We start from the raw sequence: 26133 nt of genomic DNA, 5'->3' as shown, positions 1-26133 counted from the left end.
CCCTCATGGCCGCGGCCGTGGCCGCAGGCGCCGACGTGCTGTGGCACACCAGCGACAACCCCCGTACCGAGGATCCGGAGCGCATCCTCGACGACGCCGCGCCGGGTATTCCCGAGGTCATCTGCGGCGATGCCGCTCGCTACCACCGCAACGCCGATCGAGGCGAGTCCGTGCGTCAGGCCTTGGCCGACTGCCGACCCGGCGACCTGCTGCTGCTGGCCGGCAAGGGCCACGAGCCCTACCAGGAGATCCACGGCGTCAAGCATCCCTACAGCGACCGAAGCGCCGTGGAAGCTGCGCTGTCTCACAGAAAGAGAACCCATGAATGACCTGGGTTCCCGATCAGCCGCGTCTCCGAGCATTTCAGCTCTTGATCGGTATTCATCGGTGTTCATCGTTGGCTCAAAACATTCCTTCCACGCCGGGTTCACCGAATTTGCCATGAGGCAAGATCCAGAGCTGGAGATCACTGCTGGTTTTCTAGATCGATCAACCACCGATGAACACCGATGCACACCGATGAAAGAACCTAAGTCGTCGGTTCCGACAGGTTGCCCGGCGACGAAGCATGGCCCATGCGGGAAGCCAGCGTCGATCGGAGGCTTCCGATGACCCGCCTTCTGTCTGTCCACTCGGTGGACGATCCGGCCATCCTCGAAGCCGCGGCGATCCTCACTGCGGGCGGCCTGGTGGCCTTCCCCACGGAGACGGTGTACGGCCTTGGCGCTGACGGCCTAAACCCCGCGGCGGTGGCCCGCATCTATGCCGCCAAGGGTCGGCCCGCCACGAACCCCGTGATCCTCCATGTGGACGGCCCCGCCTCCGCGAGGGCGCTCACCTCGCGCTGGCCAGCCGAAGCCACGGCCCTGGCGGAGCGGTTCTGGCCCGGCTCCCTGACCCTGGTGCTGCCCGCCTCGGAGCAGGTTCCGGCCATCGTCCGGGCCAACGGCCCCACCGTGGCCCTGCGCTGTCCGGCCCATCCTGTCGCCCAGGCGCTGATCAAGGCGGTGGGCCGCCCCCTGGCCGCCCCCAGCGCCAACCGCAGCCAGCACCTGTCGCCCACCCTCGCCGAGCACGTGGCCTCCAGCCTTGGCGAGGGGGTGGACCTGATCCTCGATGGGGGGCCCACGGCGGCCGGCCTGGAGTCCACCATCCTCGACTTGAGCGGGGCGCGACCTCGCATCCTCCGTCCGGGCCCTGTGGCCCCCGCTGACCTGGCCGCGCTCCTCGGCGTCGTGGACCTGTGGGAGGGCGCCGTGAAGCCCGGAGCGACCCAGGCTGCGCCCGGAATGGCCGAGCGCCACTACGCCCCCAGGGCGCGGCTGGAGCTGGTTGCGCCCGGCAGCGGGCAGGCCGCGGGCCCTGGGCCGATCGCCTACGTGGCCTTCGGCCACCTTCCGCCCCTGCCGGATTCCATCCGTGGCATCCTCCTGCCGCTCGATGCGGAGGCCGTGGGCACGCGGCTGTTCGCGCTGCTCCACGAGCTGGATGACGCCGGTTTCGAGCGCGTGGTCATGGAGCGTCCCCCCGAGGGCGAGGCCTGGATGGCCGTCCGGGATCGCCTGCGCCGCGCCTCGGTGAAGGAACCTGTATGACGCTCTGGTCCCTCTTCCAGGTGGCCTCCCAGGTGGGTGGGGAGCTCCTAGGTGATGGCTCCGTGGTGCCGTCGTCACTCTCCCTCGATACGCGCACCCTCCAGCCTGGCGCCTGCTTCGTGGCCCTGCGGGCCGAGCGGGATGGCCACGACTTCGCCGCCCAGGCCGTGGAGAAGGGCGCCGCCGCGCTCCTGGTCGATCATCCCCTGTCCGTCGACTGTCCCCAGGTGGTGGTGCCAGACACCCTGGCCGCCCTGCAGCAGTGGGGCCAAGCCCGCCTGGCGGCGGTGCGTCCGAGGCAGGTCTGCGGCATCACGGGCAGCGTGGGCAAGACCAGCACGAAGGAGCTGCTCGCCGCGGCCATGGGGGCCTGGAAGACTCCCGGCAACCGCAACAACACCTTGGGCCTGCCCGAGGCCCTGGCCACGCTGCCCGAAGGTTTGGACTCGGCGGTGTTCGAGATGGGCATGAGCACGCCGGGCGAGATCCGGCAGCTCACCCGGATCGCGCCACTGGACGCGGGTCTCATCACCCTGGTGGGCACCGCCCACATCGAGAACTTCCCCAGCGGCCAGCAGGGTATCGCCGAGGCGAAAGGTGAGCTGGTGGCGGGCCTGAACCGTGGCGGGCTCTGGGTGCACCTGGCCTCGGATCCCTGGTGCCGCTGGATCGCGGCCCAGACCTGGGCTCAGCATGCCGAGGCCCTGGCGGTGGGTGAGGGCGAGTCCTTCGGCTGGGAAGCCGTGGAATCGCTCGGTGCCGCTGGCGGAGCCTTCCGGCTGCACACGCCGGCGGGGGACGTTCCCATCCGCCTGCAGCTGCCCGGCGAGCACCAGATCCGGAACGCGGCCCTGGCTGCGGCCCTGGCCCTCCGGCTCGGGCATGGCCCGGAACAGGTGGCCGAGGGCCTCAGTCGCGTCACTCCCGAGGCCGGACGGGGACGACTGCACACGCTGCCCGGAGGCGGCTGCCTGCTGGACGAGACCTACAACGCCAGCTCCGATTCCATCCTGGCCTGTGTGCGCGCCCTGCTGCAGCTTCCCGGCGGAGAGGCCGTGGCGGTGCTGGGCTCCATGCGGGAACTGGGGCCCGATGCCCCGAAGATCCATCACGAGACCGGCCGGGCGCTCCGGGACCTGGGCCTCGCGAGGCTCTGGGCCTACGGGGACCATGCGGGCGACTACGCCGGGGGGTTCGGCCCCAGAGCCCAGGCCTTCCCGGATTTCGAGGCCCTGCGCGATGCCGCGTCGGGACTCTCCGCAATTCCGCCCGGAGCCCGTATCCTGGTGAAGGGCAGCCGGTTCTGGCGCGCAGAACGCGCCGTGGACTGGCTCCTCGCCCACTGACCCGCCGACTCCGGACGACTCATGCTGCCTTGGCTCCTCTATCCCTTCCGTGATGTCGTGCCGGGCTTCTCGGTCTTCCGCTATGTCACCTTCCGCACGGCCATGGCCGCGGCCACGGCCATGGTGCTGAGCCTGTGGCTCGGCCCCTGGGTGATTCGCACGCTGACGGCCCTGAAGATGGGCCAGCACATCCGTGACGTGGGCCCCGAGAACCATCAGAAGAAGGCCGGGACGCCCACCATGGGCGGCATCCTGATCCTGCTCGTGATCACGGTCTCGACCCTGCTCTGGTGCGACCTCAAGAGCGGCGCCATCTGGGTGGTGCTGATCGCCCTGCTGGGCTTCGGCACGGTGGGCGCCTTCGACGATGCGCAGAAGCTGCTCAAGAAGCAGAACCTGGGCCTCACCAGCTGGCAGAAGATGGCGCTGCTGACGGCCATCTCGCTGCTGGTGGCCTGGCTCATCCTGCACTTCGGGCTGCGCGGTGCCGCCACCAGCAAGCTCTCGGTGCCCTTCTTCAAGAACTTCCGCCCCGATGTCGGTGTATTCCTCATTCCCTGGATCTGGTTGGTGATGGTGGGCACCAGCAATGCCGTGAACCTCACGGATGGGCTGGACGGCCTCGCCATCGGCGGCACGCTCATCGTGTCGCTCACCTACGCGATCCTGGCCTACGTGGTGGGCCACGCGAAGATCGCGGGCTACCTGGTGGTGCCCTATGTTCCCGGCGGAGCGGAGCTTTCGGTGTTCATGGGCGCCATGGCCGGGGCCTGTCTGGGCTTCCTGTGGTACAACGCCCATCCGGCCGAGGTCTTCATGGGCGACACGGGCTCCCTCGGCCTGGGCGGGGCGCTGGGCACGGTGGCCGTGGTCATCAAGCAGGAGGTGCTGCTAGTTATCGCGGGCGGCCTCTTCGTGCTGGAGGCCGTCAGCGTGATCCTGCAGGTGGGCAGCTTCAAGCTGCGCGGCGGGAAGCGCATCTTCCGCATGGCGCCCTTCCACCACCACCTCGAGCTAGGCGGGCTGCAGGAGACGAAGGTCGTCATCCGCATGTGGATCACCGCCATCGTCTGCTCGATCCTGGCGCTCAGCTCTCTGAAGCTGCGTTAGGAGCATGTCCAGGTATTCGCGCGGGGCATTCCAGTGACTCGGACAGACTCCTATCCCCGATGATCGGCCGGGGCTGGGTCGGCCAGGGTTGGCCCAGGATGTAGCCCTGTCCCCAAGGTACGTCGGCGTCCATGACCGCCTGCAGTTCCTCCAGGGTCTCGATGCCTTCGGCGATGAAGCCGATGCGCATGCGTTCGGCGAAGTGGGCCAGCGCATTCAGGAGGGCCGCCTGGTAGGGGCGGCGGTGCACCTGCTCCACCAGACTGCGATCCGCCTTTATGAAATCGGGAGCCAGCCGCGCCATGTGGGTGAGGCTGGCGACGCCGGCGCCGAGGTCGTCCACCGCGACCCGGAGGCCGAGGCCGCGCAGGCGGTTGGCATAGCCCTGCAGAACCTCGAGGTCATGCACGCCCTGCGACTCCGTGAACTCCATCACCACGCAGCCGGGATTGAAGGGCAGGGCCTCCAGCCAGCGCGGCAGGCAGTCCCAGAAGCCCGGCGCCTCAAGGCTGACGGGCTCCAGGTTCACGAAGTGCAGGTAGGTGTCGTGGCCGGTGCGGGCCAGAGTCTGAAAGGTGGACTCGAGAAAGCGCAAGTCCAGGGCGAGACGGTCCTCCAGGCACAGGGAAGGATCCTGCAGGAGGGGGCCCACGGGATGGGCCACGCCTGCCTCATCCAGATGCCTGGCCAGATACTCCTTGGCCATGAGGCGGTTGTCGTTGAGGCGGTACATGGGCTGCACATGGGGCTCGATGACGCCTTCGCCCCTCAGCATGCTCTCCAGGATGCCCTTCGGCATGTTCACTTCGCCTCCGACCCAGCGTCCTGGCCCAGTGTAGCGCGGGCAGCGTTGACTGTCCTTGGCACACGGGCATTCCAATCGCATGGACAGGCTCCTAGTCTGGAAGGGGAGGTGGCATGCGCACCGTGGTCATGGGAGCAGGACGGTCGGGGCTGGCGGCGGCACGTTTCCTCGCCGCGCAGGACCGCCCGGTGGTCCTGACGGACAGCCGCCCCGATCCCGGCCCCGTCCTGGAGCTGGACCTGGCCCAGGCGGGCATTCCCGGCGTCTGGGGCGACCACCCGTTGGCCCTGCTGGAGGACTGTGCCGAGCTCGTCATCAGCCCGGGCATCCCCCGCGCCACACCCTTCGTGCGCGAGGCACTGGAGCGCGGGATCCCGGTGATCGGCGAAGTGGAACTGGCCCACCGCCGGATCCGCGAGCGCTCGGATGGCAGCCGCGTGCTGGCCGTGACGGGCACCAACGGCAAGAGCACCACCACGGACCTCACCGCCCACCTGCTGCGCGCTTCTGGGATTCCCGCCATCGCCTGCGGCAATCTGGGCACGCCCGTGATCGAGGCTGTCGCGTCGGCGGCGCCAGGCTCGGTGTTCGTCATCGAGCTGAGCAGCTACCAGCTTGAGTCGACCCTGGCCTTCCACGCCGAAGGCGCGGCCTTCCTGAACCTCACCCCCGACCACCTGGCTCGGCACGGCGACATGGAGACCTACCGGCGCACCAAGCTGCGGGTCTTCGAGGGGCAGACAGGTGAGAACCTGCGGGTGGTGCCCGTGGCGCACCCGGAGTGGTGGCAGGATGCTCCGGGGAACGGGCGCGTGGCGCGGTTCGGCTGGTCCGAGTGCGAGGCCTGGTGCGATCCCGCTGGTGCGATGACGCTGCTCGGCGAGTCCATCCTGCACCGCTCCGAACTGCGGATCCCCGGCGGGCACAACGTGGAGAACGCCCTGGCCGCCTGTCTCCTGGCGGCCCATGGTGGGGCCTCCATCGCCGCCCTCCGCGAGGGCCTGTGCACCTATCCCGGTCTTGCCCACCGCATCGCCTTTTGTGGCGAACGCGGTGGCGTGAGGGCCTACAACGACTCCAAGGGCACCAATGTGGACGCCACGCTGACGGCCATCCGCGCCCTTCCGGGGCCCCTGGTCCTGCTGCTCGGGGGCACCGACAAGGGGGCCAGCTACGAGCCGCTGCGTGAGGCGCTCGCGGGCAAGCTGCGGCGCTTGGTCTTCCTGGGCCAGGCCATCCCCCAGCTCGTGCGGGACCTGGGCGACATGCCCCACGAGGTGGTGCCCGCTTTTGATGAAGCCACGGCCGCCGCGCTGGGTCTGGCCCAGGCAGGCGACCAGGTGCTCCTCAGTCCGGCCTGCGCGAGCTTCGACCAGTTCGACAACTTCGAGCAGCGGGGGGACCGCTTCGAAGCCCTCGTGCGGACCTGGAGTCGGTCATGAGCGCTGTCTTGATCCAGGACCTGCGGAACCTACTGGGCGCGGATGCGGTGCTCACGGAACCGGCAGACCTGGTCCGCTACGAGGAGGGCTGGCGCTACGGCAAGGGGAAGGCGCTGTTCGCCGTCCGCCCCGGCACCACCGCCCAGGTGGCGGAGGTGCTGAAGGCCTGCCGCACGACCGGGATCCGGCTCATCCCTCAGGGAGCGAACACCGGGCTGGTGGGCGCCTCCACGCCGGATGGCAGCGGCCGAATGGCCGTCCTGAGCCTGGAGCGCCTGAACCGGCGGCTGGAGATCGATCCTGTCAACCGCACGGCCTGGGTGGATGGCGGCGTGCTGCTGAGCGCCCTGAACGAGGCCCTCCTCGCGCACGGCCTGATGTTTCCCATCGACCTTGGCGCCGATCCTTCCATCGGGGGCATGATCGCCACCAATACCGGCGGTACCCGGCTGCTGCGCTACGGCGACGTGCGTCACAACCTGCTGGGTCTGGAGGTGGTGCTGGCCGACGGAACCGTGCTGGATGCCATGAACCAGCTGCGGAAGAACAACACTGGCCTGGATGCCAAGCAGCTGTTCGTGGGCACCAGCGGCGTGTTCGGCGTCATCACGGGAGCGGTACTCCAGGTGGTGCCGGTGCCCGGCCAGCAGGCCACGGCCCTGGTGGGCTGTGCCTCCGGCGAGGCGGCGCTGCTGCTCCTGAGGGCGCTGGAGCGGGACCTGGCCGATGTCTTCACGGCCTTCGAGGTCATCAGCGCTGAGGCCCTGGCACCGGTCTTCGTCCACCACGCCGGCGTGAGGAATCCCTACGGGGCGGCCCAGCCTCCGGCCTACACTGCCCTGGTGGAGCTGGCCTCCACCCTGCCTCCCGCCGCCCTGGATCTGTCAGGCCTGCTGGAGGAACGGCTGGGCGTCTTCCTGGAAACGGAAGGGGGCGAGGGGATCACGGATGTCTTCATAGGCCGCGCCGAAGATCTCTGGGCCATCCGGCACCACGTGAGCGAGAGCCTGCGGCAGGAAGGCAAGGTGCTGGCCTTCGACATTAGCGTGCCGCGCAGCCGCATGGCGGACTTCACGCAGGCTGCCCGGGACCTGCTGGCGGAGGCCTATCCCTTCGTGCGCTGTTGTGACTTCGGCCACTGGGGGGATGGGGGAACCCACCTGAACTTGGTCTGGAACGAGGCTGAGGCGCCACGAGTGGCGGCGGACCTGGTCCCCGAGCTCCAGGTGCGGATCTACGACCTCGCCGTCCGGGGCTTCGACGGCAGCTACAGCGCCGAGCATGGCGTGGGCCCTCACAACCAGCGGTTCTACGAGGCCTATACCCCCGCCGTCATCCGGTCCCTCAGCGGGGCGCTGAAGGCTCACATGGACTGCGATGGCATCCTGGGAACCACCCGGCTCGGTTGAGCAGGGAGTTGTTCGGCGACCGATCCTTCTGACCCCAATGCAAAGAAGCCCGGCGGTGCCGGGCTTCTTTGCATTGGGCTGACCTGCGCCTAGGCCTTGGCGCCGGGTTTCTGGACCCAGAACCGGGCGGGGGCCCAGCAGAGGGCCATGAAGGCCACCTGGGTGATCCAGAAGGACAGCAGCCAGATGAAGCCGCTGTCGGTGAAGCCGTAGGCATGGAGTCCCACACCGAGCAGGTTCACGCCAAACCAGGAGGCGGCGGTGATCATGTTGCCGAAGATGGCCATGACCATGGTGCCGCGCTCGCGCACATAGCCGGCCATGCGGGCGTGGAGGATGATGGCGTTCCACAGCACGATGAGCAGGGCGCCGTTCTCCTTGGGGTCCCAGCCCCAGAAGCGACCCCAGGACTGGTCCGCCCAGATGCCGCCGAGCACGGTGCCCACGAAGCTGAAGAAGAGGGAGAAGCAGATGATGCCGTAGGCCATGTCCCCGAGCGCCTTGTCGGTCTCAGGGTCCACGTTGGGGGTGATGTGCTTCCTCAGGGCGTAGGCGATGGCGAGGGAGCCGGCGAGGAAGGTGCCTGAGTAGCCGATGGTGATGGTGGTGACGTGCGTGGCCAGCCAGAAGTTGGAGTCCAGCACGGCGCGCATCATCTCCATGGTGTCGCCCGATTCACCCAGGTTTTGCGCCACGATCAGCGTGGCAAAACCAGCCAGGGCGGCCACGGCCGTGCCGAAGCCCTTGCGATACATCCGCTCGACGATGAGCCCGAGGATCACGGCGCCCCAGCCCACGAACACGGCGGAGGAGTAGAGGTTCGTGACAGGCGGACGACCCTGCAGGATGATGCGGGCGGCCAGGCCAATGGTATGGACGATGGCTCCTGAGCAGAGCAGGGCGTAGGCCGTGGGTCGCAGGAGTTCAGGCTTGTAGATCCAGGAGACGCAAAGCACCAGGAAGGCCACGAAGTAGATCGACAGGCCCACGAAGAAGGGCTGGGCCCGATTGAAGACGAGCTCGTTCGACGCGTGGCTGAGGGCATCCGGCTTGAGCGATTTGACCAGGGTGTTCATCTCCGTCAGGGCCGAGTTGAAGCTGGCGGCGTCATTGGCCACGTAGGCGGCGTTCAGCTTGGCGAGGGGCACCAGGCCGGGGTGGACCCCGGCTCCGGCCTGAGTGGCCGCCAAGGCCTGGCCGACACTCTGCCAAGCGTCTGGATTGGCCGCCGTGGTGGGCGGCAGCATGCGGAAGTGGGCCAGCTGGGTCAGGTCCTGGTGGCGCAGGGCCGCCTCGGGTGTGCCCAATGACTGGAGTTCCCAGCCCAGCCCCGGGGAGCCGGCCAGTTGCAGGGTGTTCCGCAGCTTGTAGTAGAGGTAGACCCGGTCGAAGAGGTTCACGACGGCGCCTTGGAACCGCGTGCGCTTCTGGGCGGCGATGGGCTGCGCGGAGGCCGCCTGCTTCTGGACCTCGTCCAAGTGGGAGGAGAGGTCGGCGAAGCTGAAATAGTTGCGGTTCTTGGTCTGCTGGGCGCCGATGAGGCTGATGACTTCCGGATCGTCGATGACGAAGATCCGCTGCTGGTCAGCCACCTGGGGGCGGAACATCACGTCGAGGATCCACTCGTCGGGGCCCACCATGCGGCCCTCGTGCCGGAACACCTGGCGACTGTGGATGAGGAGCAGCGAGTTGCGGGCGAGGGAGTCCAGAGGCTTGACGCGGCCCCCTTCGAGGACGGGCAGCGTGCCGAAGCCGCCGACATCGAAGCCGCGGGCCTTGCCGCCGGGCAGGGCGAAGATGAGGGCGACCAGCAGGGCCAGGACGCCGGCACCCCAGGCGAGGTATTTCTGTACGAAAGCCATGATCAGCCCTCCTTCTTGTCCTGGCGACGCTTCAGGGAGCGGCGCAGGACGATGGCGAAGTGCACAAGCAGGCCCAGAGACACGAGCACGCAGGACACGTAGGGAAGAAGCCAGCCGGGATTTTCAACCACGGAAAGGACGGAAAGGGTGTCGTTCTTGCCGAAACTCGCCTGGTAGAAGGTCTTGCCCTCGTACCGCAGCGGCTGGTTCATGTAGATCAGCACCTCGCGGGATTCATTCCGGGAGGGATTCACCACCTGGACCAGGCTGGAGAAGTTCTTGGGGATGTCGGTTCCGGGGTACACGTCATGCCGGAACTGCTTCAGGGTGAAGGCGTAGGGGAGGTATTGGCGGCGCAGGCGCATGGCCAGCGTGTAGGTGCGGCCCTCGTGGGTGAAGGACTGGGGGGCGCCCAGGGCCACGGACACCAGCCAGGTGCCGTAGCTGCGGCCGCCGGCCACGGGTTCCACGAAAGCCGAGGTCTGGTTCATATCGTTGTCAGCGGAGACGACGGGACGCTCGATGATGGACACGCCCGGGCCCACGCCAGCCGTGGCCAGGGAGGGCGGCGCGCCGGGGGTCTGGCTGGCCAGCTCGGCGTTGGCGTAGAACTTCTTCACATTCAGGGTGATCGGCGTGCCCGGGATGGCGACGGCGCCCCCCTTGGCCAACAGGGTGTCCGGCACCGAGTAGACCTCATCCCAGGTGGGATCGGTCACGTCGATGACGGCGAGCTCCATCTGCTTGTAGCTCTGCACGAAGTTGACCGTCTGGCCCACCTCGATGGACAGGTTGGTATCCACCTGCATCATGCCGGCCACGAACTCGCCGGCGAAGAGCACCACCAGGCCGGCGTGGACCAGCCACATGCCGGACTTCTGCCAGGTGAGCTTGATGTCGATGGTCTTGGCGATCAGGTTGAGGGTCAGTAGCAGCCCCACCAAGGCTCCGCCGGGGAAGGGCAGCCTCAGCAGCAGCGGCTGGTTCCAGACGATGAAGCTGCGCATGTAGGCGTTCACGGCGCCCTGGGTGCCCATCTCCACCTGGGCCAGGGTGCAGAACACCACCAGGCACATCAGCAGTGCCAGGAGGACGACGGTGAGTTGGAAGGACTTCAGGAGAGCCCAGATGCGGGAGGCGATGGTGTTAATCAAGGTGCAGGCTCCCCAGGATGGTCATGAAGTCGGGCTTGGCTTTGGCCACGGGATCGGCATCGCCCGTCAGCTTCAGGAACCAGGTGTTGCCGTCCGGCGTGGCGACGTAGCCGGCCACCATACGGCTCTTGGCCTGGCCCTCGCTGGTGAAGTCGTACACGTTCACCGCGCCGACCTTGCTCTTGAGGGTGCTGCGGGACTTGGCCAGGCCGGCCTCGTCCAGGGCGGGAAGGGCGATCTGGCCGCGCCAGCGGTTCACGTTGGCCAGTTCGCCGCCAGCAGGGCCCGGCAGCACCACCACCGTGGCCTCCAGCTTCCCGGCATAGGGGGTCTTGAACGTGGCGAAGCGCATGCCGCCGCCCGGCAGCTCACTCCAGCCCTTGGGCAGGGACCACTTGAGGGAGCCCTTGGGCTTGGGCGGAGGCGGCACATCTGAGGGCTCGCCCGTCCGCTCGCCCATGGGCTTCGGGGGCATGGCCGGAATGGGGGCCTGGGGGGTGGCGCTCTCCTTGGGCACGCGGTAGTGGGACACCCGATCGGAGCTGCAGCCGAAGCCCAGGAGCAGCAACCCGGCGCCCATGATGGCGGCCGAGGTGGGGTGCGTGAGGCAGGGACGATGGAGGGGGGTGGGCGGGTTCGGCAAGGGACTCCTCGATGGACATTTCAGAATACCGGACCCGGCAGTGATTGAACAGGCCGATTTTCTGCAAACCTTATAGATCAAATGGTTTAACCGCTGCGTCAATGGCGGCGGCAAGCTGGTGGTCCAGCTCTGTGATGCCGCCCGCGTCATGGGTGGTGAGGGTGATCCGAAGGTAGCCCCAGCCGAAGGCAATGTCCGGGTGGTGACCCAGCTCCTCGGCCGGCCCCACGACGACGCTCGCCAGGTTGTAGGCCGTCAGGAAATCCGGGGTCTTGAAGGTCCGCACCAGGGTCCCGCCTTCCTCTCGCCAGGTCATCGCATCGCCTCCAGCTCAGCCAGCTCGGCCTGCAGCAGCCACTCCCCGGGGTGCTCGGCAGCCCGGACGGCCAGGCTGCCGAGCCGATGGGCCTCGATCCGCCCGCCTTCCCTAAGGGTCCTGGCCTCGACGTAGAGGGCCGCCAGGTCACCCGGCAGGGCCTGGGCCTTCCGGTCGCGGGCCTGGGCCTCGGCCTCCCCCTCGGCGAGGGCGGAGGGATCGCCGAACCAGGCGTCCCAGGAGCCGGGATCGGCCGGTCCGCCGGCCACCGAGGGCAGGCTCCCGCTCAGGAAGAGCAGGGCCCAGCTGGGCAGGTCCAGGGGGCGGCCGTCCTGGTGCCCCCGCAGGTTGATCACCTCGTGCTCGCCCACCCGGAAGCCCGTGAGGAAGAGCCCCGAGGGCAGGTCCAGGCTGAAGGCGCCGCGATGAGGTAGCAGCCCGCTGCCGAAGGCCACCAGCGCCTCGCCAGGCCAGGGCCGCTGCCCGGCCTGGCCGTGGCGGGAGAGCTGGACGGGGCCCTCGATGCGGGCCAGGGCCGTGGCCAGGCCTGGCACCAGCTCGCCCCGGGCGGGGATCCGTGCAACGACCTTGCCCGTGAGCTCCAGACCGTCGTCCAGCACCAGGTGGTTCACGGTGCGGGCGCGCAGGGCTTCTTCCAGGCCGTGGTCGCCGCCGCGCCGCCAGCCGAGCGTGGCCTCGAAGGCCTCCAGCACCTCGAAGAGGTGGTCGAAATCCCGCGCCACGAAGAGCTGGGGCTGCATGCGTGTGATGTCGTATTCCGTGTCGGCGCAAGAGAGGCTGAGGGGCACCTTCTTCACCGCCAGGGTGAGGCAGTGGGCGGCTTCTCCCAGGCTGCTCAGCAGGCCCGCGCCGTAGAGTTTGGGATCCTCCAGGCTGCCCACCAGACCGTATTCCGCGGTCCACCAGTAGAGGCGGCTGGCCTTGGTGCTCTCGCTCACGTAGCGGCGGCTGGCCCCAGCGGCGTGGAGGCGCTCCTGGGCGAGACGAACCTCCTCCTCGGTGGCGGCGGGATCCTCTTTCACCACGCTGAGGTTGCGGATGGCCTCGTAGACCGCCTGATCCTCCACAGAGGCGATGGCGCGGAAGCCCGCTTCGCCGCAGCGCTTCAGGTACGCCGCATAGCGCTGGTCCGCCAGGATGGGCGCGTGGCCCGCGCTCTCGTGGACGATGTCGGGGGCGGGCGTGTACTCGATGTGCTCGTGGCTGCGGATGTCCGCGGCGATGGCCAGCACCCCCAGGGACTGAAGCTCCGTGAACACGGCCGGGGGGATGAAGCCCCGCACGCCCACGGCGGACCAGCCCAGGGCTTCCAGCTTCTCGTTCATCTCGTCCAGGCTGGGGATGCGCTCCAGGCCGATGCCCGTGGCCGCCAGGCCCGAGAGGTAGCTGGCATGGGCCGTGTCCTTCAGCCGACCGGCCAGCCGGTGCAGGATGTGCCGCCACACCGCGTGATCCCGGGGCGTGTATGCCTCGTGGTCCTGGTCCACCACGAAGCGGCGCAGGTGGGTGGGCAGGCGGTCGATGGCGCGCCTGGTCGGGGATGGGACAGGGAGCATGGCGGTGTCGGACATCATTAAAGTCTAATTTGGAAACAATCTGCGCGGGGTTTTCAATTCCGGGTCTTGGGCCAAGCCGGAGGCTACGCTGGTCCCATGAGCTTCGATCCCTGGGACCCCTACCGCGACCTGCGCTTCGCCGGCACGCGGGAGCACCCGGAACACGGCACCTGCTTCATCGCCGAGGGCCGCATCCTGGTGGAGGACCTGCTGGCGGCCGGCCGCGCTGGACGCCTGAAAGTGATATCCGTGGCGGCGACCACGACCGCGGCCCTGGACCTTCAGGAACGCCTGCCGGCGGGCACGGAGCTGCTCACCATGGAACCCGCCGCCCTGTCGGAGCTGGCAGGCTTCCCCTTCCATCGCGGCCTCATGGCCTGCGCCCAGGTGCCGGCGCCGCCGCCCGCCGAGTCCCTGTGCGCTGCCAAGCGCCTGCTGGTGCTGCCGCGTCTCTACGACAGCGAGAATCTGGGCCTCCTCCTGCGCAGCGCCGCCGCCCTGGGCCTGGATGGGGTAATGGCGGGACCTGGGCCGGGCCAGTGGACCCGCCGCACGGTGCGCGTCTCCATGGGTGCGGTGTGGCGCATCCCCGTGTGGCGCGTGGAGGATCCCTGGGAGCGCCTGGCCGACTGGAGGTCCGCAGAGTCGGGCTCGGAGGTCGTCGCCGCGGCCCTCACCGAGGTCGCCGAGGACGCCCGACTCTGGCGGCCCGCAGACCGCTGTGCCCTCGTGATGGGGCCCGAGGATACGGGGCTGGACGCCGAGCAGCTGGCCCGCTGCGACCGCGCCGTGGCCATCGCCATGGCCTCGGGCATGGACAGCCTCAACGTGGCCGCGGCCGGGGCGATCCTCATGTTCCGGATGGCCCATGTACCGCAGTTTGATTGAAGGTGGACCGCCCGAACCGGTCGCACCGGGAATGGGATAGGGTCTGGTCAGTTGTAGTCCACTTCGACGCGGAAGGTGCCCTGATAGGTTCCGCTGGAGGTGTTCGCCGGCAGCGCGAGCGTGGCACCCACGCCAAACTCCAGACCCCCGGCGGGAATGCGCCCAACCCATGGCGCGTCCGTGGTGAAGTCCCTGACATGGAGCTTGTCCGTGCGGCCGAAGAGGAGGATGTCCTCCCGCGGCAGGCGCAGGCTGTAGCCGGAACCTGCCGCCCCGCGCAGCAGAAACCGGGCGGCCACGGGATGCCGGTGGAGAAAGCGGGCCGGGCTGGCCCCCGTCCAGACATACGTGCCATCAGCCTGCACCCGGAGCGCGCCCCCTTCAGCCCCCGAGACGACATCGCCGAAAAACAGCGAGCGCAGGCAAGTCAGGGACATCGGCGCCCTCAGATGGCCCTGGATGGGCAGGAACAAAGGGGCGCTTCTCCCCTCCTCCCGGCCCCGGTCTGTGAACCTGGCCCGGACCAGGACATCCGGGAAGGCGCGGTAGGCCCCGGAGTAGGAACCCGCAGGGATGTCCAGCACGGCCCCGATGCGGACCTCCGCTCGGCCGGTGCCGTCCAGGGTGAGCACGCTGTCCCCCGGGAGCAGGATGAAGCGCTCGATGCGGGGAGCACCGGCCGCGCCCGACAGGGTGGGGCGGGCGGGGTCGAATTCCAGGCGGAACCGTCGTCCCGGCGCCCCTTCGATGGCGATCCTGCCCACCAGGGCCGGGGCTCCCGCCAGCCCGCGGATGCCCGGCGAAGGCTTGAGCAGGCCGTCCGGCGTGAGCTCCACGCTCCCGCCGCTCGGCTCCACCACCAGGGTCCCGAACTGGAGGCCCTGCAGACGGAGGAGCTTCAGGCCTGGACCCTCCTCCGCGAGGGCGGGAGGGAACGACGCCAGGGCCAGGAGTGCTGCGAGCATCCAGTGCTTCATGGGGGGCCTCCGGCGGCTGGTCTGGGATTTGGGCTGTCAGTGGGGCGTGCGGGATGGTCCGGGGAGCCGGCTGCGGGAAGCTCGGGCCTGGGCGGGGCCTGATCCGTCCCCCCCGGGGGGACTGGGGTGCCGGGCCCGGGCTGGTCCCCAGACTCCACCACGAGGTCCTGCCCATCATGGACGGTATGGGTGGGGTCCACGACGAAAGTCCGCCTGGGCACCTTGACCAGGCGGAGGCGCTGGCATTCCTCCGGGGTCACCGTGAGCGTGTAGCTCCCGAGGGGGAGGTTGCGGAGTTCGAAGAAACCGTCGTAGGCCGTCCGGATTCTGCGGACGAGCTTGTGGTCGGCCGAGGTGAGTTCCACTTCCAGGCCACCAAGGTCCTTGGTGGCGGCGCCCACGCGGCGGCGGGTGGTGCCGTTGACTTCCCCCAGGATCTGCACCGGGACATCCAGCCGGATGACCTTGCCGGGTCGGGGCAGGATGAAGGTGGCTGCTTCCGAAGGCTGCAGGCTCAGGTCTTCCAGCGAGGCGCCATCCACGGCCACGGGGACCCACTGGCTCCGCCCCAGCTGGGCATACCAGGCGATGCGGGGATCATGGCTGTGGTTCTCCGACTGGATGCCGTCCCGAACCGTGAAGCGGGTCCCTTCCAGCACCCGCTCGCCGGGGTCCTTCTTCCCGTTGCTGTTCTCGTCGAGGAAGGCCTGGGCGGAGACGCTGCCACTGGAAGCCAGGGACTGGGCGCTCGTGGTCCACTGGCCAGAGCGGGGCTCACGCTGCATGGACAGCTGCAGGCGCAGGGTGACGCCCCAGCCTCCGGCCCGGGACCAGGTTCCGTCCACACCAAAACCGAAGCTGCCCGCCAGGCGCGCTGCCCCAGCCTGCACGAGGATGGCGCTCGAATCCGGTGAAGCCTTCTGGATGGCGGCCCGGTAGCTCATGCCCGTGCTGCCCTGGTAGTCCCCGTTGAGCGTCCAGACAGTGCCGCGGCTTCCCGCGCTCTGGCTCTGGCTCTGGACCTCGCCCTGTAGGCCGAGCCCACCGGCCCGGGCGCTGAGGGTCAGGCCCATCTCACTCTGGTTCTGCGTGGTCCACCGGGAGCGGCCGAGAAAGGCCGTGAAGCTCAGGGACTGCAGGCCGAGTCCTGCCTGGAACCGCGACCGCAGGCGCCGTTCCCCATCCACGAAGGACTGTTCCCACAAGGTCCCCCCCAGGCTGAAGACCCGTCCGCCCGAGGGGAGGGAGGCGTTCAGGTCCCCCTGGGTTTCCTCCTTCAGCAGGTGGGTGCCAGTGGTGCTCACGAGGGAGGGCGTCTGGAAGCCACCCAGATACTGGGCCCGGCGCAAGGACAGGCTGTTGTAGCCGAACCCGGTGCGCAGCAAGCCCTGGTAGGCCTCTCCCGAACTGCCCAGGGGGCTGCGGTCCCGGGCACCGTAGACATCCAGGGCGAGGTAGGGAAGCACGCCACGCAGGCCCGCCACAACGTATTGGTGCGCCCCGTCCTGCAGGACCACGCGGGCTCCTCCGGCCTTCAGGGACAAGGCAGGACTGAGGCCGTACTCCATGCTGCCGAGGACGTTCTTCCCCCGGGGGGTCAGCGTGGTCTCGGGGGCCGTGGCGCTGGCGGCCTGTTGCCGGGGGATGGAGGCCATCACCTGGTAGTAGAAGGAGCCCGGGGGCGGCTGGTCGCCCGCGATGTCTAGGCGGAAGCTCTCCTTGCGCCGTTCGCCGAAGGGGCCGAGGAACAGCAGCTGGAAGTCGTTCATGCCAAAGCGCAGGGGCACTTCCTGGAATTCATAGCGGCCATCCGGCCGGGAGCGCCGGAAGCCCAGGAGCGTTCCATTCTGGTAGAGCTCCACGGTCCAGCCCTCCGGGAGCTGCCCGCGGAAGGCCCGGCTGCCGAAGGCCGTCCGATATTCCAGGGGCAGGTTGTTGAGGCTGAAGCCCTGGCCATTCGGCAGGGAGCCGACGAGTTCCAGGGAACCGGACTGCATGAGGTCGCCCACCTCGAACCTGCGGGCATGCAGGGGCCCCATCAGCCCGCCATCGGGATCCTCGCGGAACAGGGTGCCTCTGGAGTCGCGAAAACCCCTGGCCGAGTCGTGCGTCACAAAGAGCACAGAGCTCATCCACAACAGGTCCCCTGCCAGGTTGGCCGAGACCTGGGGCTTCTGCCCACCCCCGTGGGCACTGGCACTCCAGCCCACACCCAGGTCGAGGGTGGGTACATCCAGGAAGCTGTAGGGGACTCGCTGGCGAGCGCCCTTCGGGGTGCCCTCTCCCTCCTTCCTGCCGGCCTCCTTGAACTGCGCGTACCTCCCTTCCCGTTCCCAGATGTCCAGGATGGGCAGGCGGACCCCTTCCGCGGCCGCGAAGAGGGCCACGGCGTCCTTGAGGTTCACCTCCAGGCTCAAGGGGAACCAGGTCCCCAACAGCCCCGCCTCGACATAGAGGTCGTCCCCCACCGGGTGAACCTGGCCCGGGCGGAGGAAGGACGTCGCGCCGTTGAAGTGGACAGTACCGTCCGCCAGGTTCAGCTGGAAGGAACGACGGGTGGACAGGAACGTGCCCTGGGCCGATGCCGATCCTGGAGCCACGGTGATGTCGAAAGCCAGCAACCGGCAGACCTCGCCCAGGGGCAGGTAGACCTTTCCCTGGGAGGGGATGGCCAGGAGGTCTTCTCCGAGCGGCTTGCGGTCGAGGATGGGGCGCACAAGGATGCCCTCCGACTCCTGGAGGGGTGTCAGCCCCTGGGCTCGAAGGCTGAAGCCCACCAGGAGCAGCAGGGGGCGAAGCCTCGAACTAGCCCGCCACATCGACCAGGGCCGTCACCGGTGACGCAAGCCCGTCGGTGGGGGTGAAGGTGATCCTGAGCTGGGCTCCCCGGAGGGCCCCTCGCCTGGCTGGATCGAGCGGCAGGCGGATCTCCCGGGCCTCCAGCCCCGTGTAGATGCCGATGCCCTTCATCTGGGCCAGCACCAGGCCCCGCTGGAGCTGGCCTCCCTTCTCGACCTGCACCTTCAGGTCTCCCAGGACGCTGGAGTTCCCACGCCGCTCGAGCGAGAAGGCCAGGGTCCAGGGAGCCTCATCCTTCTCGGGCGGCATGGCCTGGGCCTTCGAGATGCCCAACTGGGCCTTCAGGTTCCCGTGCCGCACGATGATGGGAATGGTGATGCCGAAGATGGGGGTCAGCTTGAAGGAAAGAGCATGTTCCCCGGGCGCCGCCTCGGGTTCCGGGACATCGGCAGGAGGGACGGCCTGGAACAGCACATGGGACCGGTACTCCCCTTCGGCCAGTTCCGCCGGTTTGCGCAGCTGGAACCTCACCATCTGTACCTCCCCGGGTTTAAGCTCGACCTGCCGTGGGGTCATCCGCACCAGATCCACCGCGGTGATCTCGCCCGGCGCCTTGGTGCGGTCGTCCAGGCGTCCGCTGGGGAGCATGACCATCTCCTTGATCAGGATCCGGTAGGTGGCGGAGGTGGAGCCATCATTGCGGAGCATGACCTCGGCGGCCCGGTCGCGCCCCTGGAATACCACCCGGTGGGGCACCACCGCCAGGTCGCCGACTCCCTTTACCACCAGCGGGGGCCCCTGGGCGGTGAGACCCAGGGCGGTGAACAGGAGCAGGAAGGACATTCTTCGGAGTGGCATGGTGCCTCCAGACCATGGAAGGGGCCACGGCGCTTGGCCGTGGCCCCTTGGGTGTCAACAACGACCTCTAGGTGGAGATCAGTTGTACTGCACATCCACCGAGAAGGTCCCGCGATAGAGGCCCGGAGCCGAGTTGGCGCCCAGATCAAGCTCCCCACCCACATAGAACTGGGCGGCGCCTGTACTGCCTCCGAGGCTCCCTCCAAAGGGGCTTTGGGTGAAGGTTCCAATGGACCAGTTGTGATCGCCGGCCGGATTGGTGACGGAGCTGCTGTCGCAGACCTGGACTGTGAGGTTGAGGGTGCCGGTGCCTTCCCCGGAGGTGAGGGTGATGGTCTTCGGGGTGGTCACGAGGAAGGCATAGTCTTTCTCGCCAGTGGCGGTGAACCGGGCCGTGTGGGGTTCACCCAGGCCGGATTTGTTGCCCCACTTCTGGACGCCCATGAAGTTGGTGTAGGGGGTCCCATCCGTGTATTCCTCGAGGATGAGTTTCTTGGGGGTCGGCAGGGCCGGATCGACGATGTACTCGCCGAACCACATGCCGCGGGTATTAGCGACCTTCAGCGGGTTCACGATGGTGACCGAAGCCTTCGCTGAGGCTGTGCTGACGGAGCCGTCCTGAGCCACCAGGCCCATACTGCCGAAAGCCACGATGCTGGAGAGGAGAATGAGCTTATTCATGTGGGTTCCCTTTCTTCATCCGGGTTAGTTGTAGTTGACGCTGACGTTGAATTCCTTCTCGAAGGCTCCGGTCTTGCCGGCGTCAGCGACAAGGGTTCCATAGAGCGTCACGGTGCCGGCGGTCGAGGTGGTGCCGTCCCCGGTGATGGAACTCTGGACGGTCCAGTTCACGCCAGTGCCCAGCTCGACGGTGGTCGGGATGGTCCAGGCGACGGTCAGGGTGCTGTCTTTGGTGAAGCCGAACTTGGCAACCTGGGCGGCCTTGGCGTTGGCACCGATGAGGGCGACGCCGTTGGTGTAGGTCACGGTCCCGTCAAGGTTCAACAGCAGGCTCAGCGCATTGGCGGTGTCGTTGACGACCACGGCACCGAAGCTCAGGTCCTGGACCTTGCTGATCTTCACGGGTGCGTAGAGGTTCACGCCTGCGGTGGCCGAGGCGGAGGCGTGGTTGCCGTCGCCTGCGAACATGGGGGACACCGCAGCCACGAGGGCGAGAGCGATGAGTTTGCGCATGGAAACTCCTGTGAGCTAGCGTCAGGCGGTAGGGCCGAAGTCCTTCGCCGGACAATGGTGGGGAGAGGAGGTCGCCTGGTGGCGGCTCCGGGAAGTGCAGGCCGATGGCAGCCGCAGGGGCGGAAAACCTGCGGTGGTCATGACCTTGGGTGTCCTGCTTGGAGCGGCCCTGACGGGCAGACCCTGGCTTGGAGAACGACCTCAGAATGGAGTCGAGGTTGCCTAGGAACAAGCCGGAAATTGGTTAAGATTTGTTAAAAAATCGGCATTTTGAATCAATAAAAAACGATAAATATCAATACTTAAACACCGAGTAGTGGAGCATCATGTCCCACCCTTCCCGCCGCGGGTTGCTGGGTGCCGCCACCCTCACCTAGCGGCCACTACCGGCAAATGAAACCCACACCCCACTCCGTCCTGAAGTGCTTGGGGTGGGCCGGGTCATCCTCGAGCTTCTCTCTCAGTTTGCAGACGAAGACATCCAGGGCCTTGGCGCTGCCGTGGTGGTTTTCGCCCCAGACCTCCCGATGCAGGCGGTCCCGGGTGAGCACTTCGCCGGGGTGCTTGAGGAAGGCACCGAGGAGTGCGAATTCCCGGGGGGTGAGGTCCACTTCCCGGTCCCCCTTGAAGACCTTCAGGCTGTGGACCTCCATGCGGATATCGCCGAGGGTGAGGACATCCGAAGTGAGGAACTGGCGGGAACAGCGGCGCAGCACGGCCTTGGTCCTTGCCACCAGCACGTCGGGAGCGAAGGGCTTCACAAGGTAGTCATCTGCACCAAGGTCCAGTCCCCACACTTTGTCCGAGTCATCACCACGCCCGGTGAGGATGAGGATGGCCACATCCTCGCGCAAGCCGCGCATCATCCGGCAGACTTCAAAACCGTCCATCCCAGGGAGCCCGATGTCCAGCAGCACGAGTCGGGGTGACTGGCTGGTGAAGAGGTCCAGGGCTTCCTCGCCGCAGCCGGCCACCAGCACCTTGAAGCCAGCCTTCCGGAGGATGGAACGGATGTAATTCCGGGCGCCGGGATCATCCTCGACCACCAGCGCTGTACCGAGGGAATTCGCGGCGGAAGTCCAGGGTGCACAGCCAGGATTCCGGGGCAGGGCGGCTGATGCACCCGGTGCACGGACCTCGGGTTCGCAGGGGGTGTGCAGGTCCATTCGGTCACCTGGAGAGGATCCTCGGCAGCACGCTTGGGGCCGGGAGCCAGAGGTGATGACTTTATCATCTATTTTTCGGCTAGAGAGGTCATTTATGCATTTTTTTTCATGGTCGCGGTGAGTGGACGCAGTCGTTCAGAACGGGCAAACACGATGCACATGGGGTTTGATCCCTCTGCGCCGACGCCAGGATGGCCGGGACGACGGCATGGGACTTTTCACTCGAACTCAAAGCAGGGATGCCACCCTGCTGAGGGAGACCGCACCGCCATGGATCTTCAGGACCTCATCAAGGCCGGGGCTGCCAACCGCAAAGCTCGGCAGTTCCGGGCCGCTGTGGACTGCTACCTCCGTGCCCTTGCTCTGGAACCCCATCACCTTCAAGCCCTGAAAGGGCTAGCCGATGCCTACCGCGGCGTGGGCGATGGGAAGCGCTGCCTGGAGACCTGGGACCGGTTCCTTGCCCTCCGACCCCAGGTGGGATCGGTTCAGGCCCGTGTCGGCGATGCCTGCCGCAGGCTGGGGTTGGCCGAGCGCGCCGCGGAGCACTACCACGCCGCCCTTCGCCACGACCCGGGGGATCGCCATGCCTGGACCGGGCTGGGCGACCTTCATCAGAGGGAACGCCGGCCCGAAGCCGCGCTGGCCTGCTGGGAGCGCCTGCTGGAGCTGGATCCTCGCCTCCTGCACATCCGGACCATGGCCGGGAACCTCTGCCGGAAGAAGCTCGATTTCGCCCGGGCCGAGCACCACTTCCGGGAGGCGCTCCGGCAGGAGGCCGACAACGTCCACGCGGTCTTCGGGCTGGCCGACGCCCTGCGCGGGCTGGGCCGCTTCGAGGAGGCGGCGCCCTACTGGGACGAGATGCTCAAGGCCGATGGTGCCAACAAGCAGGTCCTCTGCCGGGCCGGTGACTGTTATGCCCGCCTGGGCAACCTCACTGGGGCTGAGGCCTTGTTCCGCCGCGCCCTCGACCAGGGCTACGACCGCTCCGCGCTGCTGGGCCTTGCCCGGGTGCATGGCCTCCGGGGCGCTTCCGCCGACGCGGTGCGCTGCTACGAGGTCATCCTGGCGAGGAACCCCGGTGATTCCCGGACCAGCCAGCTGCTGGCCCAGGCAAGGGCGGAGGCCATGGCAGGTGGTGTCGAGAGCTAAGGCTCCCGGCTCACCGCGATGTCCACGAGCTGCAGCAGCTCGGCCACCACCTCGCGGCGCAGGGTGTCCTGCTCGTACCGGGCGGAGACCTTCTTCCGGGCCGCGGCCACGTCGCCACAGGCCTTGCCCCGGGCGATGAGCTCGCGGCAGCACTCGGGCATGGGCCCCCAGCTGCCGCACTCCACGAAGCGGTCGCTCAGGAAGATGAACTTGGGGATGGCTTCGCCGCCGTTGGTGAGGAAGCGCAGGAACACCTGCGGGTGCTGCTCGCGGCTGATGTAGCGCACCCTCAGCATGGGTGCGGCTTCGGCCATGCGCTGCAGCACTGGCGCATGGCGCACCACATCGCCGCACCAGTCCTCGGCGATGGCCACGACGTGGACGGGTCGGGGCAGGGCCGCCAGGTAGCCCGCCACAGCAGGCTCGAGCGTCAGCGCCCCATGCTGGGCCTCCAGCTTGTCGCGCTGTTCGGCGGCTTCCGCGGCGGCGAGCCAGGCGTCGTAGTCCAGGCCGGAGTCGAACACGGCCTTCCAGTCGAGGACGGGCAGGGTGGCGGGCCGGGGCATGGGTCCTCCGTGGTTCAGGCAGGGTTGCGGGGCGGCCGTGGGGTGCGCAGGCGGGGCAGCAGAAAACCCGTCCTGGCCTTGTATTCCTGCCACCCGGGATGGCGGGACAGACGCGCCTCCATCACCAGCATGTTCGGCAGGAACAATCCGCCCCAGACCCATGCCAGCACCAGCCAGGGCCCCCAGTGCCGGGCCAGCAGGGCATAGGCCGCGTAGAGCAGCATCTCGCCCAGGTAGTTGGGGTGGCGCACCCGGGCGTAGAGGCCCGTGGTGATGAGTCCCGGCCGCTGGCTCAGCAGGGCGTGCTTCTGGGCGTCGGCGCTCAGCATGAGGGCCAGGCCCAGGGTGTGGATGGCCACCGCCGTGCCGAGGAGCCAGGCCGCGGGCTCGGGCCGCGGCCCCAGCAGGGGTGTCACCACCAGCACCGGTGCGAGCCAGTAGGGGCCCAGCACGGCGGCAAAGGCGAGCAGCCCGCCGCCCCAGGTGGCACGCACGTTCCAGCGCGCGTCCGGAAAGGTGGCGTGCTTGAGCAGCCAGCAGAGGCCGTAGGTGCCATGCAGGGCCAGGTAGGTCCAGGCCACCGGTCCCCAGTTCTGGAAGGCGGCCATGAGCCCCAGCACGAAGAGGAACGTGGCGCCCTTCTGCAGGTTGATCAGGGTGGACAGCCGCCAGGGACGCGGGCCGCCGAAGGCGTCCTCGCTCAGGTAGGTGGCGAGGCGATGCAGGCTCCTGGCCCAGGTCGGCGCGGTCTGGCGATGGGGCAGCCCGGTCATGTTGGCTCCAGGATCCGTCGATAGACCGCCACCGGATCGCCCGGAGTGAAGTCCCTGGTTTCGATATAGCGGAAGTCCAGGGCCTCCAGCAGGCGGATGGACGCCGCGTTGCCCGGTGACACGATGGCCAGCAGCCCGCGCAGCCCCAGCTGGTCGTACCCCCAGGTGACGCAGGCTTCGGCGGCCTCCCGGGCATAGCCCAGACCCCAGAACTCCGGGCAGAGGGCATAGCCGAGATCCACCTCCTCGAGGCTGTCGCGCTTGATGAGGCCGCACATGCCCATGGGGTTGCCGGTGGTCCGGTGCTGCACGAGCCAAAGCCCGTGGCCATGGGTGGCGTAGCTGGCCAGCGGCCCCTGGGCCAGATACTCCGCCGCCTGCTCCAGGGTGCGCACGCCCTTGTCCGTGATGTTCTCGATGAACGAGGGCTCGTTCAGCAGGCGCAGGATGAAGGGCGCATCCTCCAGGTTGAAGGGGCGGAGGATCAGGCGTTCGGTCTGGATGGGGTCCATCTGTCCAGGATTACCCAGGTGCTTTCGGCTGCCAACCACCCACGCACCTGGAGGTAACCTCTGGATCCCTGGTCTAGAGTGAAGGTTCTGCTTCAAGGAGCTGCCATGACCCTCGCCAAAGCCTACGCCGCCACGTCAGCCACCGCGCCCCTGGGGCCCTACCAGTTCGAGCGCCGGGCCGTGGGCCCGCACGACGTCCAGATCGAGATCGCCTTCTGCGGCATCTGCCACTCGGACCTTCACCAGGTGCGGAACGAGTGGGGCAACAGCACCTACCCCATGGTTCCTGGCCACGAGATCGTGGGCAAGGTCACCGCGGTGGGTTCCCACGTGAAGGGCTTCAAGGCAGGCGACCTGGCAGGCGTGGGCTGCCTGGTGGACAGCTGCCGCACCTGCCCCAGCTGCCAGCGCCAGCTCGAGCAGTTCTGCGAGAAGGGCGCCGCCTTCAGCTACAACGGCACCGAGATGGACCGCAAGACCGTCACCCAGGGCGGCTACTCGTCCAGCATCGTGACGGACGAGGCCTTCGTCCTGAGGATCTCGCCCAAGCTCGACCTGGCCGCCGCCGCGCCCCTGCTCTGCGCAGGCATCACCACCTACTCGCCCCTGCGCCACTGGAAGACCAAGAAGGGCGACAAGGTGGGTGTGGTGGGCCTGGGCGGTCTGGGCCACATGGCCGTGAAGCTGGCCGCGGCCATGGGCGCGGACGTCACCATGCTGAGCACCTCGAGGTCGAAGGAGGCCGACGCCCGCAAGCTGGGCGCCCACCACTTCGGGCTCACCTCGGATGACGCCACCTTCAAGAGGCTGGCAGGCCACTTCGACCTCATCATCGACACCATCTCCGCCCCCCACGACTACAACAAGTATCTGGGCCTGCTGCGCGTCGAAGGCACCATGGTGCTGCTGGGTGTGCCGCCCGAGCCCACGCCCGTCTCCGCCTTCCCCCTGATCATGGGCCGCCGCAGCCTCAGCGGCTCGCTCATCGGCGGCATCGCCGAGACCCAGGAGATGCTCGACTTCTGCGCTGAGCACAACATCGTCTCCGACATCGAGCTGATCCCTGTCCAGCAGGTGAACGAGGCCTACGAGCGCATGCTGAAGAACGACGTGCGCTACCGCTTCGTGCTGGACATGAAGACGCTCTAGATCCCCGGCTGGGCTGGCCTATCCTGGGTAAGGTCTCCCCGGAGTTGTTCCATGTCTTCCAGCCAGCCCGCCCGCATCTGGACCTTGCTGCTCCTGGGCGGCCTGATCCTGGGCGGGGCGAGGCCTGTCCCGGCCCAGGAATCGGATACCGCCATCTTCCAGCGCTACCGGTCCCTGGACGCCCCCATCGACCAGGCCGCCCGGGCCGTGGGGGCGGGCCGCTTCGAGGAGGCCCGCAAGCTGCTGCAGCCCTGCCTCCAGAAGGAGCCGGAGCACTTCGACGCCCACTTCCTGCTGGCCCGCATGGCCTACGAAGCCCGGGACTTCGAGGGCGTCCTCGCGCACCTGGAGGTGGCGGAGCGCAGCCTGGCCCTCCTGAACCGCCGCTACCGCGACCTGATCGACTACCTGAAGGCCCGGATCGAGGTCGAGGAGCAGACCGCGCGGTCCAACCTGGAAGCCGTCACCATGCGCGTGTCGGACCCCACCAGCTGTGTTGCACCCTACCTCGCCGCCCTCGAGCGCGAGGTGGAGGCAGTGCAGGCGCGCAAGGGGCCGCTCCATGACCACGAGAACCCCTACGGCGTCCCGGCCAGCCACCGGTTCCTGCGGGGCAACGCGCTGTACCGCCTGGGCCGCCGCGACGAGGCCAGGGCCCAGTTCCGGCAGGCCGTGGCCACAGACCCTGCGCACGCCCACGCCTGGAACAACCTGCTGGCCCTGCACCTCGAGGGAAAGGATTCGGCCTCGGCCCGTGCCGACTTGCAGCGGGCCGAGGCTGTCGGCACCGCCATCCGCCCCGAGCTGAGGCAGGCCATCCTCGCGGCCCCCTGAGGC

25 protein-coding genes are annotated in these 26133 nt (G+C 68.1%); 10 read left to right on the top strand and 15 right to left on the bottom strand.

What is annotated here, in order from left to right; all coding sequences use genetic code 11:
- From WAS25_RS02765 to mraY, 4 genes are all read left to right on the top strand, one after another.
- On the top strand, positions 1 to 329 hold a 329-nt coding region (locus WAS25_RS02765), incomplete at its 5' end, for a glutamate ligase domain-containing protein (RefSeq protein ID WP_422309980.1).
- A 279-nt stretch (positions 330 to 608) separates the two neighbouring features.
- Complete coding sequence (locus WAS25_RS02760; RefSeq protein WP_422309979.1) at positions 609 to 1595, top strand: L-threonylcarbamoyladenylate synthase; 987 nt, start codon at positions 609 to 611, stop codon at positions 1593 to 1595.
- Entirely contained in the window at positions 1592 to 2941 is a 1350-nt protein-coding gene (locus WAS25_RS02755) for a UDP-N-acetylmuramoyl-tripeptide--D-alanyl-D-alanine ligase (RefSeq protein WP_422309978.1), read from the top strand. The genes WAS25_RS02760 and WAS25_RS02755 overlap by 4 nt, the downstream gene beginning before the upstream one ends.
- A gap of 21 nt (positions 2942 to 2962) precedes the next feature.
- Positions 2963 to 4051 (top strand): phospho-N-acetylmuramoyl-pentapeptide-transferase, encoded by a 1089-nt coding sequence (mraY, locus tag WAS25_RS02750; RefSeq protein WP_422309977.1) that lies wholly within the window; start codon positions 2963 to 2965, stop codon positions 4049 to 4051.
- Here mraY and WAS25_RS02745 read toward each other — a convergent pair.
- Positions 4029 to 4850, bottom strand: coding sequence for an EAL domain-containing protein (locus WAS25_RS02745; RefSeq protein ID WP_422309982.1), 822 nt, complete (start codon positions 4848 to 4850; stop codon positions 4029 to 4031). The genes mraY and WAS25_RS02745 overlap by 23 nt on opposite strands.
- Before the next feature lie 119 nt (positions 4851 to 4969).
- Between WAS25_RS02745 and murD the strand changes: the two genes are divergently transcribed.
- Positions 4970 to 6298: a UDP-N-acetylmuramoyl-L-alanine--D-glutamate ligase gene (murD, locus tag WAS25_RS02740; protein WP_422309976.1), complete on the top strand. Its 1329-nt coding sequence runs from the start codon at positions 4970 to 4972 to the stop codon at positions 6296 to 6298.
- A complete protein-coding gene (locus tag WAS25_RS02735; RefSeq protein ID WP_422309975.1) occupies positions 6295 to 7707 on the top strand; it encodes an FAD-binding oxidoreductase in 1413 nt (470 codons plus the stop codon). The genes murD and WAS25_RS02735 overlap by 4 nt, the downstream gene beginning before the upstream one ends.
- 89 nt (positions 7708 to 7796) lie before the next feature.
- On the opposite strand, the gene WAS25_RS02730 is transcribed toward WAS25_RS02735, so the two are convergent.
- From WAS25_RS02730 to WAS25_RS02710, 5 genes are all read right to left on the bottom strand, one after another.
- A complete protein-coding gene (locus WAS25_RS02730; RefSeq protein ID WP_422309974.1) occupies positions 7797 to 9569 on the bottom strand; it encodes a cytochrome c biogenesis protein in 1773 nt (590 codons plus the stop codon).
- 2 nt (positions 9570 to 9571) lie between these two features.
- Positions 9572 to 10723, bottom strand: a complete 1152-nt coding sequence (locus tag WAS25_RS02725) for a cytochrome c biogenesis protein ResB (protein WP_422309973.1) — start codon at positions 10721 to 10723, stop codon at positions 9572 to 9574.
- The gene (locus WAS25_RS02720) at positions 10716 to 11366 is read right to left on the bottom strand and encodes a hypothetical protein (protein WP_422309972.1); all 651 of its coding nucleotides are present in this window, start codon (positions 11364 to 11366) and stop codon (positions 10716 to 10718) included. The genes WAS25_RS02725 and WAS25_RS02720 overlap by 8 nt, the downstream gene beginning before the upstream one ends.
- A gap of 70 nt (positions 11367 to 11436) precedes the next feature.
- Positions 11437 to 11682: a 4a-hydroxytetrahydrobiopterin dehydratase gene (locus tag WAS25_RS02715; protein ID WP_422309971.1), complete on the bottom strand. Its 246-nt coding sequence runs from the start codon at positions 11680 to 11682 to the stop codon at positions 11437 to 11439.
- Positions 11679 to 13274, bottom strand: a complete 1596-nt coding sequence (locus WAS25_RS02710; protein WP_422309970.1) for an aromatic amino acid hydroxylase — start codon at positions 13272 to 13274, stop codon at positions 11679 to 11681. Before WAS25_RS02710 ends, WAS25_RS02715 begins: the two co-directional genes overlap by 4 nt.
- 81 nt (positions 13275 to 13355) lie before the next feature.
- On the opposite strand from WAS25_RS02710, the gene WAS25_RS02705 reads away from it, so the two are divergent.
- A complete protein-coding gene (locus tag WAS25_RS02705; RefSeq protein WP_422309969.1) occupies positions 13356 to 14147 on the top strand; it encodes a TrmH family RNA methyltransferase in 792 nt (263 codons plus the stop codon).
- 47 nt (positions 14148 to 14194) lie between these two features.
- Here WAS25_RS02705 and WAS25_RS02700 read toward each other — a convergent pair whose 3' ends face one another.
- The 6 genes from WAS25_RS02700 to WAS25_RS02675 form a co-directional block, all read right to left on the bottom strand.
- The gene (locus WAS25_RS02700) at positions 14195 to 15124 is read right to left on the bottom strand and encodes a DUF4402 domain-containing protein (protein WP_422309968.1); all 930 of its coding nucleotides are present in this window, start codon (positions 15122 to 15124) and stop codon (positions 14195 to 14197) included.
- Positions 15121 to 17943, bottom strand: a complete 2823-nt coding sequence (locus tag WAS25_RS02695) for a carboxypeptidase-like regulatory domain-containing protein (protein ID WP_422309967.1) — start codon at positions 17941 to 17943, stop codon at positions 15121 to 15123. The genes WAS25_RS02700 and WAS25_RS02695 overlap by 4 nt, the downstream gene beginning before the upstream one ends.
- The gene (locus WAS25_RS02690; protein ID WP_422309966.1) at positions 17930 to 18781 is read right to left on the bottom strand and encodes a molecular chaperone; all 852 of its coding nucleotides are present in this window, start codon (positions 18779 to 18781) and stop codon (positions 17930 to 17932) included. The genes WAS25_RS02695 and WAS25_RS02690 overlap by 14 nt, the downstream gene beginning before the upstream one ends.
- Positions 18782 to 18859: 78 nt before the next feature.
- Entirely contained in the window at positions 18860 to 19462 is a 603-nt protein-coding gene (locus tag WAS25_RS02685) for a DUF4402 domain-containing protein (protein WP_422309965.1), read from the bottom strand.
- A gap of 24 nt (positions 19463 to 19486) precedes the next feature.
- Positions 19487 to 19975: a DUF4402 domain-containing protein gene (locus tag WAS25_RS02680; protein WP_422309964.1), complete on the bottom strand. Its 489-nt coding sequence runs from the start codon at positions 19973 to 19975 to the stop codon at positions 19487 to 19489.
- A gap of 383 nt (positions 19976 to 20358) precedes the next feature.
- A complete protein-coding gene (locus tag WAS25_RS02675; protein ID WP_422309963.1) occupies positions 20359 to 21141 on the bottom strand; it encodes a response regulator transcription factor in 783 nt (260 codons plus the stop codon).
- A gap of 270 nt (positions 21142 to 21411) precedes the next feature.
- On the opposite strand from WAS25_RS02675, the gene WAS25_RS02670 reads away from it, so the two are divergent.
- Positions 21412 to 22296 (top strand): tetratricopeptide repeat protein, encoded by an 885-nt coding sequence (locus WAS25_RS02670; RefSeq protein WP_422309962.1) that lies wholly within the window; start codon positions 21412 to 21414, stop codon positions 22294 to 22296.
- Here the strand turns inward: WAS25_RS02670 and WAS25_RS02665 are convergent.
- From WAS25_RS02665 to WAS25_RS02655, 3 genes are read right to left on the bottom strand one after another with little or no spacing between them, the layout of a single operon-like run.
- Positions 22293 to 22862, bottom strand: coding sequence for a thioredoxin family protein (locus WAS25_RS02665; protein WP_422309961.1), 570 nt, complete (start codon positions 22860 to 22862; stop codon positions 22293 to 22295). The genes WAS25_RS02670 and WAS25_RS02665 overlap by 4 nt on opposite strands.
- Positions 22863 to 22876: 14 nt before the next feature.
- On the bottom strand, positions 22877 to 23635 hold the full coding sequence (locus WAS25_RS02660; RefSeq protein WP_422309960.1) for a DUF1295 domain-containing protein: 759 nt from the start codon (positions 23633 to 23635) through the stop codon (positions 22877 to 22879).
- A complete protein-coding gene (locus WAS25_RS02655; RefSeq protein WP_422309959.1) occupies positions 23632 to 24147 on the bottom strand; it encodes a GNAT family N-acetyltransferase in 516 nt (171 codons plus the stop codon). The genes WAS25_RS02660 and WAS25_RS02655 overlap by 4 nt, the downstream gene beginning before the upstream one ends.
- Positions 24148 to 24252: 105 nt before the next feature.
- Between WAS25_RS02655 and WAS25_RS02650 the strand changes: the two genes are divergently transcribed.
- Complete coding sequence (locus tag WAS25_RS02650; RefSeq protein WP_422309958.1) at positions 24253 to 25296, top strand: NAD(P)-dependent alcohol dehydrogenase; 1044 nt, start codon at positions 24253 to 24255, stop codon at positions 25294 to 25296.
- A 51-nt stretch (positions 25297 to 25347) separates the two neighbouring features.
- On the top strand, positions 25348 to 26130 hold the full coding sequence (locus tag WAS25_RS02645; protein WP_422309957.1) for a tetratricopeptide repeat protein: 783 nt from the start codon (positions 25348 to 25350) through the stop codon (positions 26128 to 26130).
- Positions 26131 to 26133 lie beyond the last annotated feature (3 nt).

This window comes from Geothrix sp. (genome assembly GCF_049292215.1).
GTDB lineage: Bacteria > Acidobacteriota > Holophagae > Holophagales > Holophagaceae > Geothrix.
Note: the sequence above shows the minus strand (reverse complement) of the source record. Positions and strands in the feature narration are given on the sequence as shown.

Coding starts and splice junctions, on each gene's coding strand:
- murD (WP_422309976.1), top strand. CDS start 4,970: ATGCGCACCGTGGTCATGGGAGCAGGACGGTCGGGGCTGGCGGCGGCA.
- WAS25_RS02710 (WP_422309970.1), bottom strand. CDS start 13,274: ATGTCCGACACCGCCATGCTCCCTGTCCCATCCCCGACCAGGCGCGCC.
- mraY (WP_422309977.1), top strand. CDS start 2,963: ATGCTGCCTTGGCTCCTCTATCCCTTCCGTGATGTCGTGCCGGGCTTC.
- WAS25_RS02685 (WP_422309965.1), bottom strand. CDS start 19,462: ATGAATAAGCTCATTCTCCTCTCCAGCATCGTGGCTTTCGGCAGTATG.
- WAS25_RS02755 (WP_422309978.1), top strand. CDS start 1,592: ATGACGCTCTGGTCCCTCTTCCAGGTGGCCTCCCAGGTGGGTGGGGAG.
- WAS25_RS02695 (WP_422309967.1), bottom strand. CDS start 17,943: ATGTGGCGGGCTAGTTCGAGGCTTCGCCCCCTGCTGCTCCTGGTGGGC.
- WAS25_RS02735 (WP_422309975.1), top strand. CDS start 6,295: ATGAGCGCTGTCTTGATCCAGGACCTGCGGAACCTACTGGGCGCGGAT.
- WAS25_RS02690 (WP_422309966.1), bottom strand. CDS start 18,781: ATGCCACTCCGAAGAATGTCCTTCCTGCTCCTGTTCACCGCCCTGGGT.
- WAS25_RS02675 (WP_422309963.1), bottom strand. CDS start 21,141: ATGGACCTGCACACCCCCTGCGAACCCGAGGTCCGTGCACCGGGTGCA.
- WAS25_RS02760 (WP_422309979.1), top strand. CDS start 609: ATGACCCGCCTTCTGTCTGTCCACTCGGTGGACGATCCGGCCATCCTC.
- WAS25_RS02645 (WP_422309957.1), top strand. CDS start 25,348: ATGTCTTCCAGCCAGCCCGCCCGCATCTGGACCTTGCTGCTCCTGGGC.
- WAS25_RS02660 (WP_422309960.1), bottom strand. CDS start 23,635: ATGACCGGGCTGCCCCATCGCCAGACCGCGCCGACCTGGGCCAGGAGC.
- WAS25_RS02700 (WP_422309968.1), bottom strand. CDS start 15,124: ATGAAGCACTGGATGCTCGCAGCACTCCTGGCCCTGGCGTCGTTCCCT.
- WAS25_RS02670 (WP_422309962.1), top strand. CDS start 21,412: ATGGATCTTCAGGACCTCATCAAGGCCGGGGCTGCCAACCGCAAAGCT.
- WAS25_RS02680 (WP_422309964.1), bottom strand. CDS start 19,975: ATGCGCAAACTCATCGCTCTCGCCCTCGTGGCTGCGGTGTCCCCCATG.
- WAS25_RS02655 (WP_422309959.1), bottom strand. CDS start 24,147: ATGGACCCCATCCAGACCGAACGCCTGATCCTCCGCCCCTTCAACCTG.
- WAS25_RS02650 (WP_422309958.1), top strand. CDS start 24,253: ATGACCCTCGCCAAAGCCTACGCCGCCACGTCAGCCACCGCGCCCCTG.
- WAS25_RS02705 (WP_422309969.1), top strand. CDS start 13,356: ATGAGCTTCGATCCCTGGGACCCCTACCGCGACCTGCGCTTCGCCGGC.
- WAS25_RS02730 (WP_422309974.1), bottom strand. CDS start 9,569: ATGGCTTTCGTACAGAAATACCTCGCCTGGGGTGCCGGCGTCCTGGCC.
- WAS25_RS02665 (WP_422309961.1), bottom strand. CDS start 22,862: ATGCCCCGGCCCGCCACCCTGCCCGTCCTCGACTGGAAGGCCGTGTTC.
- WAS25_RS02745 (WP_422309982.1), bottom strand. CDS start 4,850: ATGCCGAAGGGCATCCTGGAGAGCATGCTGAGGGGCGAAGGCGTCATC.
- WAS25_RS02715 (WP_422309971.1), bottom strand. CDS start 11,682: ATGACCTGGCGAGAGGAAGGCGGGACCCTGGTGCGGACCTTCAAGACC.